This window comes from Micromonospora sp. NBC_00898 (assembly GCF_045207895.1).
Taxonomy (GTDB): Bacteria; Actinomycetota; Actinomycetes; order Mycobacteriales; family Micromonosporaceae; genus Micromonospora.
In genome coordinates this window covers 2484693-2499933 of record NZ_CP108775.1, presented here as the reverse complement: position 1 = coordinate 2499933, position 15241 = coordinate 2484693, and the positions used below count along the sequence as shown (strand labels likewise).

Below are 15241 nucleotides of genomic sequence, written 5' to 3'. Positions count from 1 at the left end.
GTCGTTGCGTGCCGATGTCTCGACCGCGGTCTGGCCCCTGAAGCCGCGCCTGCCGTGTCGGTTTGCCTCGGCGAACCACATCGTCACGCCGCTGAAGCTACAAAACATATGTTCATATGTCCATGGCTTTCGTCAAGAGGAGGCCTGACTTTTCTCCACCTTGACGAAAGCTGGTGTCCGTGCTGGCACAACGGCCGACTCGCCGGGTCCAGACCAGCAGCGGGCGCGACTGTGCGGTCAGGCTTCGCGGATGTCCGCGGGTATGTCGATGTCGCCATCGTCGGCGACGTCGACGCACGGCACGACCTGCACCTCGGCTGCGTGCCGCCGTAGGTACGGCCGGGCACCGACGTCGCCGACGGCCGTCCGGGCGATGCCGGTCCAGTGCGAGCGGCCGAGCAGCACCGGCTGACCTTGCCGCTCGCCATAGCCGGCCATGGCGAGCGCGTCCGGGTCGGCGAGCTGTTCATCCTCTGGATGCTGGCCCTTTCCGCCGGGCTGTGGCGCACTGTGCCAGCTGATACCGCACCAAGCCCTGCCGTGATGACGTAGGTGTGGGGCAGCAAGTGGATGCATCCTGGGCAGACGAGGGCCTGCCGAGCGCGCCGGACACCGGTTACCTCGCTCGGGCGGCCACCAACCCTTCCGCCGACTACGGGTCCGCGCGATACCCTCGGCATCGTAGTGTTCCGAGGATGGCCGGCCGAGGCCCTGGAGTTCTACGAGGGACTTGCGGCCGACAACTCAAAGACGTACTGGACCGCGCATAGGACCATCTACGACGACAAGGTGCGCACTCCGATGACGGAGTTGCTCGCCGAGCTGGAGCCGGCGTTCGGCAAGGGCAAGATCTTCCGGCCAAATCGAGACGTCCGGTTCAGCGCCGACAAATCACCGTACAAGACCGCTATCGGGGCGGTGCTTGAGCACCGCGGGTACGTCCAGCTCTCCGCCGACGGCCTGGCCGCCGGCAACAGGATGTGGATGATGGCCACCGACCAGCTGGAGCGGTACCGCCGGGCGGTGGCCGACGACGCCAGCGGCGGAGAGCTGCAAGGGATCATTGCGGTGATTGAGCGTCACCGGATCGAGGTCGGTGGCCACGAGACGCTCAAGACCGCGCCGCGGGGATATCCGCGCGATCACCCGCGGGTCGACCTGCTCCGTAACAAGGGTCTGGTTGCCTGGAAACAGTGGCCGGCGGCCAGCTGGCTGGGTACGGCCGCGGCAAAGCGCCGGATCGTGGAGTTCCTGCACACAACGCGGACGCTCGGCGACTGGCTCGATCGGCACGTAGGACCTTCCACGATGCCAACGCGGGAGCGCTGAGCCCGCCCCGCAACTCAGCGACACGTCGCCCCGGCCGGTGGGCAAGACGATTGTCCGACGGCCCTGCGGGTCCAGGTGCCGCTGGCCGGGGAAGAATCGCTACCCTGGCTGGTCATCTGCGGCCTCGGCTTGCTGCTCGACCGGTTTGCCGACCTGGTTAGCGACCGGCTTCAAGGCTGCCGTCCTGGACTCTTGGGGCCGCCGCCGGTGTCGCTTTCGCCGGCTGTGGGTGCACCCGCCGGCCGGGTGGTGCTCGCAGGTCTAAAGGCATGCAGGCGGCGGGCCAGCCCGACGACGACGGCCAACGTAGCCGCGACGGTGTAGGCGAGGGCGAGTCCCAGGGTGGGGTGGCTGTCGAAGAGTGCGCCGCTGCCGTAGCCGAGCAGCGCCGCCCAGACGGCCCAGACGGTGACCGCCAGCGCGGTGAACCGCTGGAACCGGCCCAACGGGTAGCCGACCAGGCCGGCGGTGACCGCGGTCGCCGAGCGCCCACCCGGCAGGTAGCGGCCGAAGACGATCAGCGTGCGACCGCGCCGGTGGATAACGCGATGTGCCAGCTCGGCCATGGCGCGAGTTCTCGGACGCCGCCGTAGCCGGGCGGTCATCGCCGGGCCTAACCGGCGGCCCACGCCGTACGCCAGCCGGTCACCACCGTATGCGCCGAGCGCCGCCGCGACCACGACGACGACCAGCGGTGGGCGCCCGGTGGCGGCTGACGCCACGGCGACCGCGATCACGGTGCTCTCGCTCGGTGCCAGTGGGACGAGTGCATCTACCGCTGCCACAAGCGCCACGACGAGCAGCACCCAGGGACTTCCCGCGACCGTGGCCAACGTCGCGTCGACCGTGTCGAACACCTAGTCAGGTTCGGCCGACAAGGCATCGGTCGCCGGACATCGGCCTGACGTCGCGGTGGCTACTGGGCGGCCAGTTCGTCATGGCGTCGACGCCGCCCGAATCCTGACCATCGGGTGTGGGGGGGCTCAGTTTCGGCACGGCCGTGATGGCCGAGATCCGGCGACCGCCGGATCTCGGCTCGACAGGGTTGCCCCCGGCACCGGCAGGCCCCGGTCGCTGGCGGGCGCCAATGATCTCAGCTGCCCCCCGGCCATGCCGGGGCGGTCCTCATGACTTGCCCCGCAGGACGGCTCGGCGCTGCTTCAGCTCCTCCTCGCTGATCTCACCGCGAGCGTAGAGTTCGGCGAGGATGCGCTCTGCCGCGCTCCGCGCTGACCGCACCGGCGACCTGCGGTAGATCAGGTAACCGAGGGACGACAGCACGACCAGCCAGAACAGGACAGGGAAGATCAGCCACCAGCCCGGCCCGCCGTCCCAAGGGCCGTGCCCATCCGCCCACCCCGGGCCTGGGTGGGCGTACACCCCGTAGCGCATTACTTCCGCCAACATCACAATCTCCCTCGGCATCGGGCTCGCTCCTACTTGCCGTATGCCCCGAGCATCGCCCGCAGGCAATGCTGCCGTCTCGGTCACGCAACGACACCGGAAGTACGCCGCAGAACGTACATGGCTCCCACATCGCGCTACCGCGGACACCACCTGGGAGCTGCACGGCAACGGCCTTTCGCTCGGAAACCCCACATCCAGCAACGTCCGGCCGTCACCATGCAGGTCGGAGGGGCGAACCGCGGCGGCAACGGCCGCACCGTTGCCGCCGCCCGAGTCGGGCCGGGCCATGGCCGAGTACGCGCAACGGCAGCTTCCTAATGAGCTCCGAGCTCGACCGTAGGCCCGTGGCCTGTGGCCTGTGGTTTCTTGTTTCTGGGTCTCGATTTTTGGGTCGCGAACGGCCGTCCGCGTGCTCCCTAGCTGAAGATCAGCCGGGCGTTCTTCGAGCGGTCGGGTCAAGCCTAGGAAATCCGACTCGAACGGGTTCGGTGACCGCGTCTCGGGTTGAACGCGGTCAGCTTCAGGGCCGTGGGGCGCGCCTGGGAAGAGTGCCCGGTTGCAAGCATGACCGGGTTTCGAGCTGGCTTGTACGCGGGTGTCTGTTCGGCGGAACTCAGCAACGATTCGTCCCGGTCGAGCAGCGAGCGCACAAGTAGGCCGGCGTCCTGGTCGCGCAGCACCACCCGTCGGTCCTGTCGGCCGGCCTCGCACTGCGAGACAATCGCGGCCGCGAGTTCCGCGTCGTCCTGCGGCCACGGCACCAGCCCCGCCCGCGCGAGCAGCTCGGCGTTGGCACGACCGTGCGCGGGGATCGGGCGGAACGTCACGGCCGGTAGGCCGGCGGTCAGCGCCTCGGTCAGTGACAGCCCGCCCGCGTTGTGCACCAAGACATCCGAGGCGGCCATCAGCGTGGCCACGTCCGAGCGCCAGCCCAGCGCCACGACCCGGTCCCGGCCGGACAACTGGCGGCGCAGCTGCTCGTTTCGTCCGCACAGGACCAACACGTCGGCGACCCCGGACGCCACGATCGCGTCCACGGTGGGAACCACCTCGCCCATGCCCTCGGAACCGGCTACCAGCAGCGCCACCCGCCGGTCCACCGGGAGGCCGACTGCCCGGCGCGTCGCGATCCGTTGCGCCGCCGTGTGTTCCTGCTCGAACGTCGGGGACACCAGGCCGCCGACGGCGCGCATCGGCACGCCGAACTCGCGCGTGCCCATCGCCGCCGTCGCCTCGGTGACCGTCACGTGGTGGTCGACGTCGGAATGCACCCACAGCCGGTGTACGGCCGGGTCGGTGAGGTACGTGACGACCGTGGCGTCCAGCCGCCCGGTCCTGCGCAGCTGGCCGAGGGACTGGCTGGCCAGGGGATAGGTGGACACCACGACCGGGAAGCCCTCCGCCCAGCGGCCCACCCGCCGCTGCGCGACCCGGCACATCCCGTCCACGACCCGGTTCACCCACGTGCCGCGCTCGACGCCCTGGAACACCCATTCAAACAGGGCCGGCGCGTAGCGGACGCTGCCGGTATATCCCTTGCACAGCACCAGCCGGCAGAACCAGGGCACGGCGTCGAGGAAGTCGCGTACCTCCGCCCGGAGGCCGGCCCGCTCCAGCCGGGCGCGCAGCTCGGCCGCGGCCCCGTCGTGGCCGGCACCGACCCCGCCGGTGACGATCAACACGTGGTCGGGGGCGTCCCCCTCGCGGGCGCTGTGGCTGGACACCAAGTCTCCTTCTGCGGTGCGGGGTGCGGGGGACGCTGCGGTCCGGGTCCGACCCGCGGGCGGTGTCAGGACAGTAGGCGGTGATTGCTTACAACCGGCTTAAGGCTGGATGGTCGCCGGGCCAATTTCGGGCATCCCGGCAGAGGAGCGCCATGGCCCGCCGGACCGTCGTCCGGCTCAGGCCGTACTCCTGAGCCAGCCGCAGCTCGCTCGGCGACGACTGACCTGCGCTGACCGTCGGCGCGGCACGTCACCCGGTCGGGTGGGTGTGCGGAGTCGTCGAGCGGGAATGTCGCTCGCCCCGCGAGGCCCGCGGGGTGAGGAGCCGCAACCGTGACCACCGTCCGCCCCGCCGTCGGGCGCCCGATCGAGGCCGCAGCCGTCGTCGACGTCGGAGGCGCCGTGACCGTCGGCGCCGATCCAGACCTTCCGGCCCGTGCCACCCGCGCGGCCGGCCTCTGCGCGCCCGCGTTGAGCATGCTGCTGTTCGGCGTCCTGCATGTGACCGCCCACCGCGTCCACCCGGTGCGGGACACCCTGAGCGACTACGCGCTGACCCGCGACGGGTGGCTCTTCGGCGCGGCCGTGCTCGCTTTGGCCGCCGGGTCCGCACTGCTGCTAGCCCCGTTCGCCGGACCGGCGGCGCGGCGCACCGGGCGGCTGCGGGCCCTCGCCGCCCGGGTCGCCTTCGGCGCGTGGTGCCTGGGCCTGACCGTGCTGGTCGCGTTCCCCCGCGACCCGGTCGGCGCGCCGGCCACTGTCGCCGGCGACATCCACCGGTTGGCCGCGGTCGCCGCCCTGTGCGGGCTGCCGGTCGGCGCGCTGCTGACCGCCGTCCGGCACCCGGGGCGCTGCGCCGGCGCCGTGCTCGTGGCCTCGGCGGGCTGCCTGCTGGCCCTGCTCCCCTTCGTGGCCGCGTACCTGGTCGCCTCGCCGCTGCGCCCGGCGGTGGGGCTGCTCGAACGCGCGGTCAGCCTCGGCGAGGTGGTCGTGCTGCTGCTCACCGCGCGGCTCTGCCGGACCGGCGGCGAGCCGTCCCGGGGTGCCTCGCCGGCCGCCGACGGCGGGCGCTAGAGCGGCTGGACACCCTCGGAAGCCGAGTCAGGATCACTTCACAGAGACTCACCGCTCTTGATCTCGCCACGGGACGTGACCGGTTCATCCACGGTGTCGTCCTGGTGAGCCGGCCGACCATCCCCTACTGGTAGGAACAGCAGCATGCCGAGGGCGAGCAGGACATAGCTGTTGCCACCGACATAGGGAACGACCCCGCGGTCGTCCCCCGACCACAGCCAGACCAGGCTGCTGGCGAGTAGTACGTAGGCGCCGATGCTTGCCCACAACCGGCGCCGGGCCTGCGGGTCGCCGCTGTCCAATGGCGGCGCCGCATCTGCAAGCACCACCAGCGCCGGCGCCAGCCAGACCAGGTGGTGCACCCAGGTGATCGGGCTTATCAGGCAGGCGGCGACCCCGGTGAGAGCGAAGCCGGCACGGTGGTCGCCGAGCCAGGCTACCCGCCGGGCCCGGCGTACCCAGACGGCGGCCACGACGCCCACCAGGGCTACCCATAGCAGGCGGTCGGGATGTGCTGGGTTGAGGCGCGCGACCATCCCTAGCAGTGACTGGTTGGAGACGTAATCCAGCACGCCGACGCGCCCGGTGTCCCACAACGCGTCGGTGAAGTAGGTCCGCGAGGCGCCCGGTGCCAGGACCGCGGTCAGCGCCGTCGCAGCGGCGGCGGTACCGCTGGCCACCGCGGCGGCCCGCCATTGGCGCGTGACAAGCAGATATCCGATGAAGATCGCCGGCGTCAGCTTGATCGCCGCGGCAACGCCGCTGCCCACGCCCGCCAGCCAGTGCCTCCGCTCCAGCAGCCACAGGTCGAGGTAGACCAACGCCATGAGCACCAGGTTGATCTGCCCGAAGCTGACCGTGTCGCGCACCGGGCCGAGCATGGCGAACAGACAGCCGGCAAGCGCGAAGCTGAACCAGCGGCTCCATCCCTCGCGGCGGGCGATCGGATCGATCAGCACGTACAGCACGAATGCAGTGGCGGCCACGGTAACGGCGAGGTTGACCGCGATCGTCGGATACCAGCCCAGCAGCGCCATCGGCAGCATGCAGACGGCGGCGAACGGCGGATATGTGAAGCCGTACTCGGTGCCAGGACGGACGTAGTCGTACAGTTGGCCGTGGCCGCGTACCCAGTGGTTGACCGCCCCGTGGTAGACGCCCACGTCGAACCAGCCGCGATGTCCGGGCAGCAGTGCGATGGCGGTGCCGATCCCCAGCACCAGCCCGGCAAGAAGGAGAACTCGCCACCGAGACGCCCGCAGTCCGTTCATTCGGGCGCACCTTGCAGGGCCGGGGTGGAAGTCACGAGGAACTGGTAGTAGGCCACGGCGACGAGCCCGAGCAGCACGCCAGCCGTGGCGAGGAGGATCTGCGACGTGTCCGGTCCGAACCCGCTCGGCAAGGTCACGAAGGCCAGGCCCATGGCGCCGACCGCGGCAATCGTACGCACCAGTCCTTCCGGCGCCGCGGCGGCGATGAGGATCAGTCCCCACAGCGCGTACCAGGGCCGGGTGGCCGGGCCGAGCAGGGCCACTGCGGCCATGGCCAGGCCCAGTGCGTACGCCGGACCCAGCCGGTGCCGGTGCCACCAGGCGAAGGCGGCCGACACCACCGCGGCCAGCACGCCGGACCAGAGCCAGAACCGCATCGGCGCGTCGCCGAGGTCGACGCCTACCGCTTGCAACGCCATGCCGGACGCCCGGCCCAGGGCGCTGGTCACCGACCAGCTGTGCTTGGAGATCGGGGTGCGCAGCGCGGTCAGCCAGCCGTATCCCGTGCCGGTCGCGGCGGTGACGGCCACCGTCGTGAGCACCGCCGTCCCGGCCGTGCGAAGTGCGGCGGACACGCGCCGCCAGCGGGATCCCGTGGCCGACAACGAGATGACGACCAGGAGGCCCGCCGCCGCCGGTGCCTTGACCAGGGCGGCGAGCGTGATCAAAACCGTCGCCCAGGCGAACCGTCGTTCGTAGGCCAGGCAAAGTCCGGCGACGGACAGTCCCAGCATCACCGCCTCGTTGTGTGCCCCGGCGATCAGGTGCAGCGGCACCAGCGGGTTGAGCACGCCCAGCCACAGCGCTGCGGATGGTTCGACGCCGCAGTGGCGGGCCAGTCGCGGCAGGAAGACGACCAGCAGGCCGACGCCCAGCAACGCCACCACGCGCAGGCCGACGATGCCGGCGACCACTTTGGTGCCGGAGACGGCGGCGACCAGCGCGGCCAGCCCGAGGAAGACGGGCCCGTACGGTGCGGGCGTCTGCTGCCACACGGCCGGGACTTCGGCGGCCAGCCGGCCGCCGAGCCGCGCCACGCCGAACCCGTACACGTCGATGTCGGCCAGAACCATCGATCCCTGAGCCAGGTAGCTGTAGACATCGCGGCTGAACAACGGCGGACCGATCAGCAGCGGGGCCGACCAGAGGCCGAGCGTCGTCACCAGGCTGCGCCGATCGAGGCCGCCCTCGCGCCGGATGACCCGACCCGACCACCACCAAGCGACCACCAGCAAGGTGAGCCCGAAGTAGCCGCACAGCAGGGCCGGCTTCGGATAGTGGCGCCACGCGGCCAACCACAAGCCTCCGTGCGCCTGATCGACCGGCAAAGCCCCTGCGGCCAGACCGGCACACGCCAGCACCGCCGCTCCGGCGATGCCGACGATCCGGAAGGCGGCTACCTCGGGCAGTCTCAGCACCCGCGCAGCATGCCTGCGGCACGTATCTGCAAGGCAGACGGCGGATATTTTTCCGATGGCCCGCATGTATCACCGCGGCAGGTTCCGGCGCATTATCTGGTCTGGGCCGTCGCCCGGATCGTTTCCGCTCAACAGCCGTTGCACTGGGGGACGAACGCCCTACCAGGGCAGGACGGCATTTGCGGGCTGAGTGCGTGCCGGGCCAGCTCACCGAGTACCGACAACGCGATCACGCTCTTCCCGCTGCCCGGCCCCCCGGAGACCACCACGACCGACTTGCGGTCCACGGCACGGGTACGCTCCACCGCGTGCAACACCAGTTCGAACGCCAGGCGCTGCTCGTCGAGCAGCGTGAAGTGCGACCGTTCATTCAGCTCCTGTGCGGCCGAGAACACCCGCACCGCCGACAGTGAGGCGGGCGCTGGCTGATGGCCGCTCAGACCGGCTTGCGATTTCCACAGCGAGCAGCTCCCCTGGCGGCGCCGAGCAACGCCGGTTCGATCAGCGTGTCTGCGCGCCGTACTGCCCGGACAGCGCCAGATGTCTTGCCTCTTCCCGCAGCCTGGCAACCGGGTCGTAGCCGGAACCGATGATGCTGCTTTCGAATCCGGTCAGGCCGGACAGGTGGATGTGGCCGCGGTCGGTGCTGTCCCGGCGGGCGTACTGGGGTTGCCACGACTCGTGGTAGCACGGGCCACCGCCGTCCCGCTCTGGCTCCCAGTTCATGTACTTCAGCCAGCTGATCCCGGAGACCACCGCGTTGCGGTCGGCGAGGAGCTGGGCGCCAAGCTGCTGAAGCGAGGGCAGACCGGCGGACCCAGGCGGCATGACGTCGATCGCGTAGCCGATGCCGTACTTGGCGTCGTGCGGATATCCGGTCCGGGAGTACGGAGTGTGGTCCTGGGGCGGCTCCGCCTCGAGGTGACGCCGGTCGCCGATGTCATAGACGGTGTAACCGTAGCTACGCAACACGTCCCGCAAATCGCACGCCGGCTGCATCAGCCTGAACGGGGAACCCCGCCTGATCCAGTTCTCTCGGTCATGCACCGACATGTTGCCGCCTCCTTCAGGGAGTGGCAGACCTCAGTCGCCTGATTGGGACGTGCCTCGACGGCCCGGCGCTTACCCGTCGGCCCGTGGCCCAAACGGCGCCGAATAGTGCCCGTTCGCCGGTCCTGGTGTGGCCCCCGCGGTCCCGGCCAATCAACCATGCGGGATCTCGAAACCGGCCTTGACCTAGGCATTCGCCGACCTGCGGTGGGCCAGGGGGTGCCATGAGCGAGATCGCGACCAGCACAGCACCGAGTGGGCTGCAACATCAGCCGGCGGCGGTCACCGGCTTCGACGGTCAGCGGTTCCTGGTCGTCTGGAGCGACAGTGAGGTGATCTCAACAAGGGTCGGGGCGCCGATCGGGGCGACACGGGCATTACGTCCATAGCGGACGGTGGTGGATATGGGCGTGGAGCCATCGGTAGACAGGTCTTTGCGACAAGATCAGTCTCCGAGAGGGCTCCACGTGATCACGTATTCTGCCAGGCTCGACGTCCCCAGGGAACTCGTGCGGCACGTCGCGTCGCTGCTACGCGCCCAGCGCCGGGCGGTGGGCACCCGTCCGGGAACCCGCGCCTTGACCTGCTTCTACCAGGCGTTGCTGGTCCTGGTGTGGTTCCGCAAGGGCGAGGACAAGACCACCCTCGGCGCCGGGTTCGGCGTGTCGCGCGCCACCGCCTACCGGTACGTCGGCGAAGCGGTGCGCGTCCTGGCGGCGCAGACCCCCACCCTGCACGACGCCCTGGCGCGGGTCGCCGCCGACGGCTGGTCACACCTGATCCTCGATGGCAAGCTGTTCGACACCGACCGCCTCGCCGAGACCACCACCAGCGTCAAAGGCGACACGATCGACGCCTGGTACTCCGGCAAACACCGTGACTTCGGCGCGAACATTCAAGCCGTGATGCGCCCCGACGGGCTACCAATCTGGACCTCGGACGCGATGCCCGGACACCTGCACGACCTGACCTGCGCCCAACGCCTGGATGTCACCGGCGCCCTCTACTGGGCCGCTTCGCAACTGGACCTGCCCACCCTGGCCGACTCCGGCTACGCAGGCGCTGGCCAGGGTATTCACACCCCCTACAAGCAACCCGCCGACGGCCGCCGCCTCGCCGTCGACAACCGCACCCACAACAGCCTGCTTCGATCGCTGCGCTGCCAAGGAGAACGCGGCTTCGCGATCCTCACCGGCCGCTGGCGCACCCTGCGCCACAGCACCGTCAGCCCCCGCAGAATGGGCGCGATCGTCCGCGCCGCACTTCATCTCACGCACTTCGAGTACCGCTACCTACCCGAATCTTGTTGAGATCACTTCAGTAGCGATGCGAACATCAAGGGGCAGATCTTCCGGGCGGATGGCACGTGGGTCGGGGACGCGTTCGCCGTCAACACGCCAACCCCGGATGCCACGAACACGGATCGGCACCTGCCGGCCGCCGCCAGCGCTGGTTCGGGTCTCGCTGTCGTCTGGATCGAGCAACCGTTCAACCCGCCCGGGCCGCCCGTCCCGCAGGTGAAGATGCAGCGGTCACTGGATGGTTGACGGCGCTGCCTCACGGCGAATGTCGCCATGGCGATGGCGGATCCGGTCGCTCCTGGCGCAGCACGGCTTGGCGGCGACGATGGATGTGGCGGTGGTCTGCGGGGTGTCGCAGCTGACGGCTCAACGGGACCTGGCCCGGCTGCACGAGGCGCGGCTGGTAAGGCGGCTGCGCTCGGAAGAGGGCCGCACCCACACCTGGTGGTCCGAGGTGACCGCCCAGGGAGCCGAGCTGCTCAGCCGCGAACTGGCGGCCTCGGGACGACCAGTACCCCTCCAGTTGGGCCGACGGCACACGAGCGCGGCGGACAATCTGCGGTTCCTGCCGCTGGGGGCCGAGCAGGCGGGAGACCACGGGAGACGCCAGCCCAGAGGAGTCTTGATCTTTGCAAATGTGGGGGCCGGTGGAAGGCTCGTAGCGTGACCAGCAGCTACTTCGAAGGCACCGAGCTCGACTTGGACGAGATCAACCGGTTGCACCGACGGATCTTGGTCGCGGACCATGCCTACGAGGCGGCGGCCGACCTCTGGGATGAGTTGGGGCCTCCGGCGCCCGACGCGCTGGGAACCAGCCTGTACCTCCTGTGGGCGGCGCTCACTGACTGGGTGGAACTCAAGCCAGAGGAAGGGCAGGCGGCGAGTCTGATGGTTCGTGCGGCTCAAGAGTGGCTGGCTCTGGACCTCGCGGACGACGCTGCGTTGAACCGGTACTTCGATCACTGGCTACACGAGGTTCTTGAGTACGCCCGCGACGGACCCCAGTCGACGTGACATCGACTGAGTTGACGCTCGTCGAAGATCAACTAGTGCAGCGCCAGTACAGATGAGCGCCGCAGAGGCTGTCAAGCGTCGCTGCCGCTCCTGCCCAGTGCCAGCGAGATAGGTGTCCCGGCCCTGCCGCAGGATGCGCGGCCCTGAGGCGAAGCGCACGGCGGGCCCCACAGGGGGCCCGCCGTGACGGCTCGTGCTTTTGCCGGTTATCTGGGTGGGAACTGCGACTTGTGGGCTGGTTCTGCGAGGTTGGCGGTGGGTGCCTCGGCGGTGAAGCCGATGACCGCGCAGTTGATGTCGACGCCGACCGAGCCGTAGGGTGCGGGCTCGCCGGTGGCCGGGTCGACGCCGGTCAGGAGGTCGGGTCGGGTGGCCGCCAGGTTGAAGACCTCGACCTCGTCGGTTTGGCGGGTGTTGAGCCCCTGCTCGACGGCCTTCTCGGTCCACAGGCCGAGCTGCGCGTCCCACAGCGGGCTGTAGGCGTGGGAGTGACGCGGGTCGGCCAGGGTCGGGAAGTCACCGAACACGTTGAGCAGGTCACCGCCGTTACGCAGCGCGTTGATCAGGCGCTCGTTGTCGGCGCGGGCGTCCTGGGAGATGTGCCCGTCTTCGGCCAGGTGGACGAAGCCTTGCGCCTCGGGGTTGTCGGCCCCGGTCTGGCCGTTGATGAAGCCGAACAGCCGTTCGCGGGCGGAGCCGAGGAAGTCGTCGCCGCCGTTGAAGGCCGCCCTGTCCAGCGCGGGCACGAAGGTCGAGCGCTCCAGCACTGCGGTCAGCGGCTGACCGGCGTCGGTGCTGAGGTAGAGGATCGGCTGGCCGGCGTCGAAGCCCTTGACGAACAGCATGTCGACCCAGGACTCGTTGAACTGGCCGGGCGGTGAGGGGGGTGCGATGTGCACGCCCAAGACCCGGTCGCCCGTGTCGGTGTGGTGCTTGACGTCGAAGTCGGGGCCGTCGCCGGTGGCCACGATCGGGGCGTTGTAGACGACGTTGGATCCCTTGATCCGGATGAACGGGCTGTACCCTTCGTTGGCCACCGCTCCGGGTTGGAATTCGGCGAGCGGGAAGCCGTTGGGCCCCGGTTCCGCGATGCGGGTCGGGCTGAAGTCCGGCACGCCCTGGAAGTTGACCACCGCGGGTCCGAACCGGTTCTCCTGGGGGGTGGGCGAGTCGAGGGTCACCGTCTGCACGCACTCGCGGCAGCTGATGGCGAGGTTGGCCAGCTTGGGCGCGAAGTTCACGCCCAGGTCGTCCGCCAACCCCTCATCGGAGGCGTCCATCAGCACGAACCACACCGTCTCGCCGTCGGGGCCCCTGCCCGGGTACAGCGGCAGGCGCACCGACTCCTTGCTCAGATCGACCTGGATTGCGCTGCCCAAGGTCAGCTTGTCCCGGGGCAGCAGCCCGTTCAGCTGCCCCAGGCCCTCAGCTGCACCTGGCCGGCCATGGGTGGGCGGGGGGCCTTGGTCCCCGTCATGTCTGGGCCCATCATCGGCGAAGACAGGCTCAAGGATGGGTGGTCCAGCAGCGGACAGCACCGCAGCAGCCGCCAACACAGCCAGCCCGGCGATCCGTTTCCTTCGCATGATGCTCCTTCCCTAGCCTATGACGGCTAAGCGAGAAAACCTCCGGTCTGGAGGCTATGGGAAGGATCGGTCAGCTATGCCGGAGAAGCGACCAATGCACTAGAACGATAGTCGACGCGAGCGAAATGTCCGTTCCGGTGGAGTGGACGATGCCTGTAAGGCTGGACAGGTGTTCGAGGCGTTACGAACGGCGCCACGGCTCTGACCGGATGTGTACCTGCCGGTAGCCGGGGTGGCCCAGGGCCGATCACACGCAAGAACCGAGCTACCGACGGCGTGGTCACGTACTGACCGCAGAGGCCCGTGCGAACGACTCTCCTACAGCTCCGCCATCCGGCCGCCGGGACGGGTCGGACGCGCAGGTGGTGCTGCATGGACTCGGGCGGGTTCTTCGGCACCGGGTCCATCCTGCACGCCCGCCGCACCGGCACGCCATGATCGTCTCTTTCGCCGTGACGGGGTTGCGAGGTGCGTGGCGGGGATGGGTGCGGCGGTCGGGGTGGAGCTGGACGCGGCGGCGCGCGAGCGTCTGACACGTGTGGCGGTGTCGGCGAAGGGGCAGGTCATCCCTGAAGGAGTGGGGCCGTGTCAACCCCGCGAGTTCGGGGTGGCGTGACCGATTTCTCCTGGTTTCCGGCTGGGTGCTGCCAGACGCCGCCGAGGGGTCGGGGTCAAGGCTCGACCGTAGGTCGACCCCGTCAGGGGCTTGGCCTTGACGCCGGCTCCGGGTGGCGCATGATCGTGGCGCCGGGGAAGGGGGTGTTCGGTTGTGGGTTGGGCCGTGTTCTCCACCGTCCGGTGTAGACGAGTGGCAGCTGTCAGAGCGGGTCTGGTTGCCGGTCATCCCTTCGCCGCCGGCGAGGGCGGCATGGAGTGATACGGCCGCAACCAGGCGGGGTCAATCAGAGACGTCGACCGCGCCACCGGCCGGTGGGGGTCAGACCTGCGTCGGCCTCGCGTCCTGGCTGCGTCCAGATGGTGCTCACGCCGGCCGGGCCAGGCAACGGATGTGTCCGTCGCGTAGCCCCCAGTAGACCAGCGTGAGGAGTATGCGGGCGGCGGCGACCTTGCCGATGTTCGCGCCGCGGTTGCCGCCGATACGCGCCCGGGTGGCGGCGATCGGGCCGCGGCGTACCCGCTGCACCGCCTCCACGGCGGCCCACCGCACGAGGGTGGAGCCCTGCTTGGTGATCCGCCCGCGCCGGATCTTGGTGTCGGACTCACGGTGGCGTGGGGTCAGCCCGGCCCAGGAGCACAACTGTTCGGGGCGGGTGAAGCGGTGCACGTCACCGATCTCGGCAACGAACAGCGCGGCCAGGATCGGGCCGACACCGTCGATGGCCTGCACCGCGACATAGCCGGGGTGAGTGGACAGGCGGGCGCTGGTCATCTTGGCGTACAGGTCGATCTCGAACCCGAACGCGTCGATCAACCGCCGCAGCGAGGCGACCCTGCCGGCATAGACATCGGGCAGGCGCAGCTCGGCGAGCAGCTGCTGCCCGGCAACGCCGAACAGGTCGCTCATCGGCACGCTCACACCGCATTTGGCCAGGACGCCGTGCACGCCGGCCTTCAACCCTGACCGCAGGGCAACCAGCCTGGCCCGGTGACGCACCAACTCGCGTAGCTCGCGGGTGGCCGGTGGCGCGATCCACGCCTCGGGCAACCGGCCCATCCGCAGCAGATCCGCAAGGTCAGAGGCGTCACGCACGTCGTTCTTGACCCACCGGTAGGCGAACCCCTTCACCCCCAGCGGGTGCGCCAGGTGCACCTGCGCACCCGCCTCGGCGAGCACGTCAGCGGCCCAGTACCAGCCATCGGTGGTGGCCTCCAACACCACCTGCGGGGACTCACCCCAGCCGGCGACCTGCTCGGCCAGGGTGAACGGGTCGTTGTCGATGCGCGTGACACCCAGCCGATCACCGGCCTCGGTCTGCTGCACGAGGACCGTGCGCCGCCGGTGCAGATCGATACCCACCACCTGCCGGCCGTCGTAGTCTGTGTTCACAGGGGCCTCCAACGTCGTGCGGACGTGAACACCTCCGAGTGAACGCCCAACGGCACGCC

15 protein-coding genes and 1 pseudogene are annotated in these 15241 nt (G+C 69.7%); 5 read left to right on the top strand and 11 right to left on the bottom strand.

Annotated elements, in window-relative coordinates; genetic code table 11:
• Positions 1–237 precede the first annotated feature (237 nt).
• The gene (locus OG799_RS12235; RefSeq protein ID WP_406045149.1) at positions 238–405 is read right to left on the bottom strand and encodes a hypothetical protein; all 168 of its coding nucleotides are present in this window, start codon (positions 403–405) and stop codon (positions 238–240) included.
• A gap of 279 nt (positions 406–684) precedes the next feature.
• On the opposite strand from OG799_RS12235, the gene OG799_RS12230 reads away from it, so the two are divergent.
• On the top strand, positions 685–1329 hold the full coding sequence (locus OG799_RS12230; RefSeq protein WP_406045148.1) for a DUF2461 domain-containing protein: 645 nt from the start codon (positions 685–687) through the stop codon (positions 1327–1329).
• A gap of 170 nt (positions 1330–1499) precedes the next feature.
• Here the strand turns inward: OG799_RS12230 and OG799_RS12225 are convergent, their stop codons facing one another.
• The 4 genes and pseudogenes from OG799_RS12225 to OG799_RS12210 form a co-directional block, all read right to left on the bottom strand.
• Positions 1500–2186 carry a DedA family protein gene (locus OG799_RS12225; RefSeq protein WP_406045147.1) on the bottom strand — a complete coding sequence of 229 codons (687 nt, stop codon included), beginning with the start codon at positions 2184–2186 and terminating at the stop codon, positions 1500–1502.
• A gap of 268 nt (positions 2187–2454) precedes the next feature.
• A complete protein-coding gene (locus tag OG799_RS12220; protein WP_406045146.1) occupies positions 2455–2736 on the bottom strand; it encodes an SHOCT domain-containing protein in 282 nt (93 codons plus the stop codon).
• Between the two features lie 461 nt (positions 2737–3197).
• Positions 3198–4460: an MGDG synthase family glycosyltransferase gene (locus OG799_RS12215; RefSeq protein WP_406045145.1), complete on the bottom strand. Its 1263-nt coding sequence runs from the start codon at positions 4458–4460 to the stop codon at positions 3198–3200.
• An 88-nt stretch (positions 4461–4548) separates the two neighbouring features.
• Positions 4549–4683: pseudogene (locus OG799_RS12210) on the bottom strand (hypothetical protein); the annotation flags it as partial.
• 110 nt (positions 4684–4793) lie between these two features.
• Here OG799_RS12210 and OG799_RS12205 point away from each other — a divergent pair.
• On the top strand, positions 4794–5534 hold the full coding sequence (locus tag OG799_RS12205) for a DUF998 domain-containing protein (RefSeq protein ID WP_406045144.1): 741 nt from the start codon (positions 4794–4796) through the stop codon (positions 5532–5534).
• Positions 5535–5572: 38 nt separating this feature from the next.
• Here OG799_RS12205 and OG799_RS12200 read toward each other — a convergent pair whose 3' ends face one another.
• The 4 genes from OG799_RS12200 to OG799_RS12185 all read right to left on the bottom strand — a co-directional run bounded on the left by OG799_RS12200 (position 5573) and on the right by OG799_RS12185 (position 9276).
• Positions 5573–6805, bottom strand: a complete 1233-nt coding sequence (locus OG799_RS12200; protein ID WP_406045143.1) for a glycosyltransferase family 87 protein — start codon at positions 6803–6805, stop codon at positions 5573–5575.
• On the bottom strand, positions 6802–8289 hold the full coding sequence (gene mptB / locus OG799_RS12195) for a polyprenol phosphomannose-dependent alpha 1,6 mannosyltransferase MptB (protein ID WP_406045142.1): 1488 nt from the start codon (positions 8287–8289) through the stop codon (positions 6802–6804). The genes OG799_RS12200 and mptB overlap by 4 nt, the downstream gene beginning before the upstream one ends.
• Positions 8290–8351: 62 nt before the next feature.
• Positions 8352–8624 (bottom strand): DNA/RNA helicase domain-containing protein, encoded by a 273-nt coding sequence (locus tag OG799_RS12190; protein ID WP_406045141.1) that lies wholly within the window; start codon positions 8622–8624, stop codon positions 8352–8354.
• 100 nt (positions 8625–8724) lie between these two features.
• Positions 8725–9276: a hypothetical protein gene (locus OG799_RS12185; protein WP_406045140.1), complete on the bottom strand. Its 552-nt coding sequence runs from the start codon at positions 9274–9276 to the stop codon at positions 8725–8727.
• Between the two features lie 548 nt (positions 9277–9824).
• On the opposite strand from OG799_RS12185, the gene OG799_RS12180 reads away from it, so the two are divergent.
• The 3 genes from OG799_RS12180 to OG799_RS12170 all read left to right on the top strand — a co-directional run bounded on the left by OG799_RS12180 (position 9825) and on the right by OG799_RS12170 (position 11588).
• Positions 9825–10583 (top strand): transposase family protein, encoded by a 759-nt coding sequence (locus OG799_RS12180; RefSeq protein WP_406045139.1) that lies wholly within the window; start codon positions 9825–9827, stop codon positions 10581–10583.
• Between the two features lie 229 nt (positions 10584–10812).
• A complete protein-coding gene (locus OG799_RS12175) occupies positions 10813–11241 on the top strand; it encodes a DeoR family transcriptional regulator (protein WP_406045138.1) in 429 nt (142 codons plus the stop codon).
• Positions 11238–11588, top strand: coding sequence for a hypothetical protein (locus OG799_RS12170; protein WP_406045137.1), 351 nt, complete (start codon positions 11238–11240; stop codon positions 11586–11588). The genes OG799_RS12175 and OG799_RS12170 overlap by 4 nt, the downstream gene beginning before the upstream one ends.
• A 206-nt stretch (positions 11589–11794) precedes the next feature.
• On the opposite strand, the gene OG799_RS12165 is transcribed toward OG799_RS12170, so the two are convergent.
• Positions 11795–12967, bottom strand: coding sequence for a hypothetical protein (locus OG799_RS12165; protein ID WP_406045136.1), 1173 nt, complete (start codon positions 12965–12967; stop codon positions 11795–11797).
• Between the two features lie 1189 nt (positions 12968–14156).
• The gene (locus tag OG799_RS12160; RefSeq protein ID WP_406045135.1) at positions 14157–15182 is read right to left on the bottom strand and encodes an IS110 family transposase; all 1026 of its coding nucleotides are present in this window, start codon (positions 15180–15182) and stop codon (positions 14157–14159) included.
• Between the last annotated feature and the right edge of the window lie 59 nt (positions 15183–15241).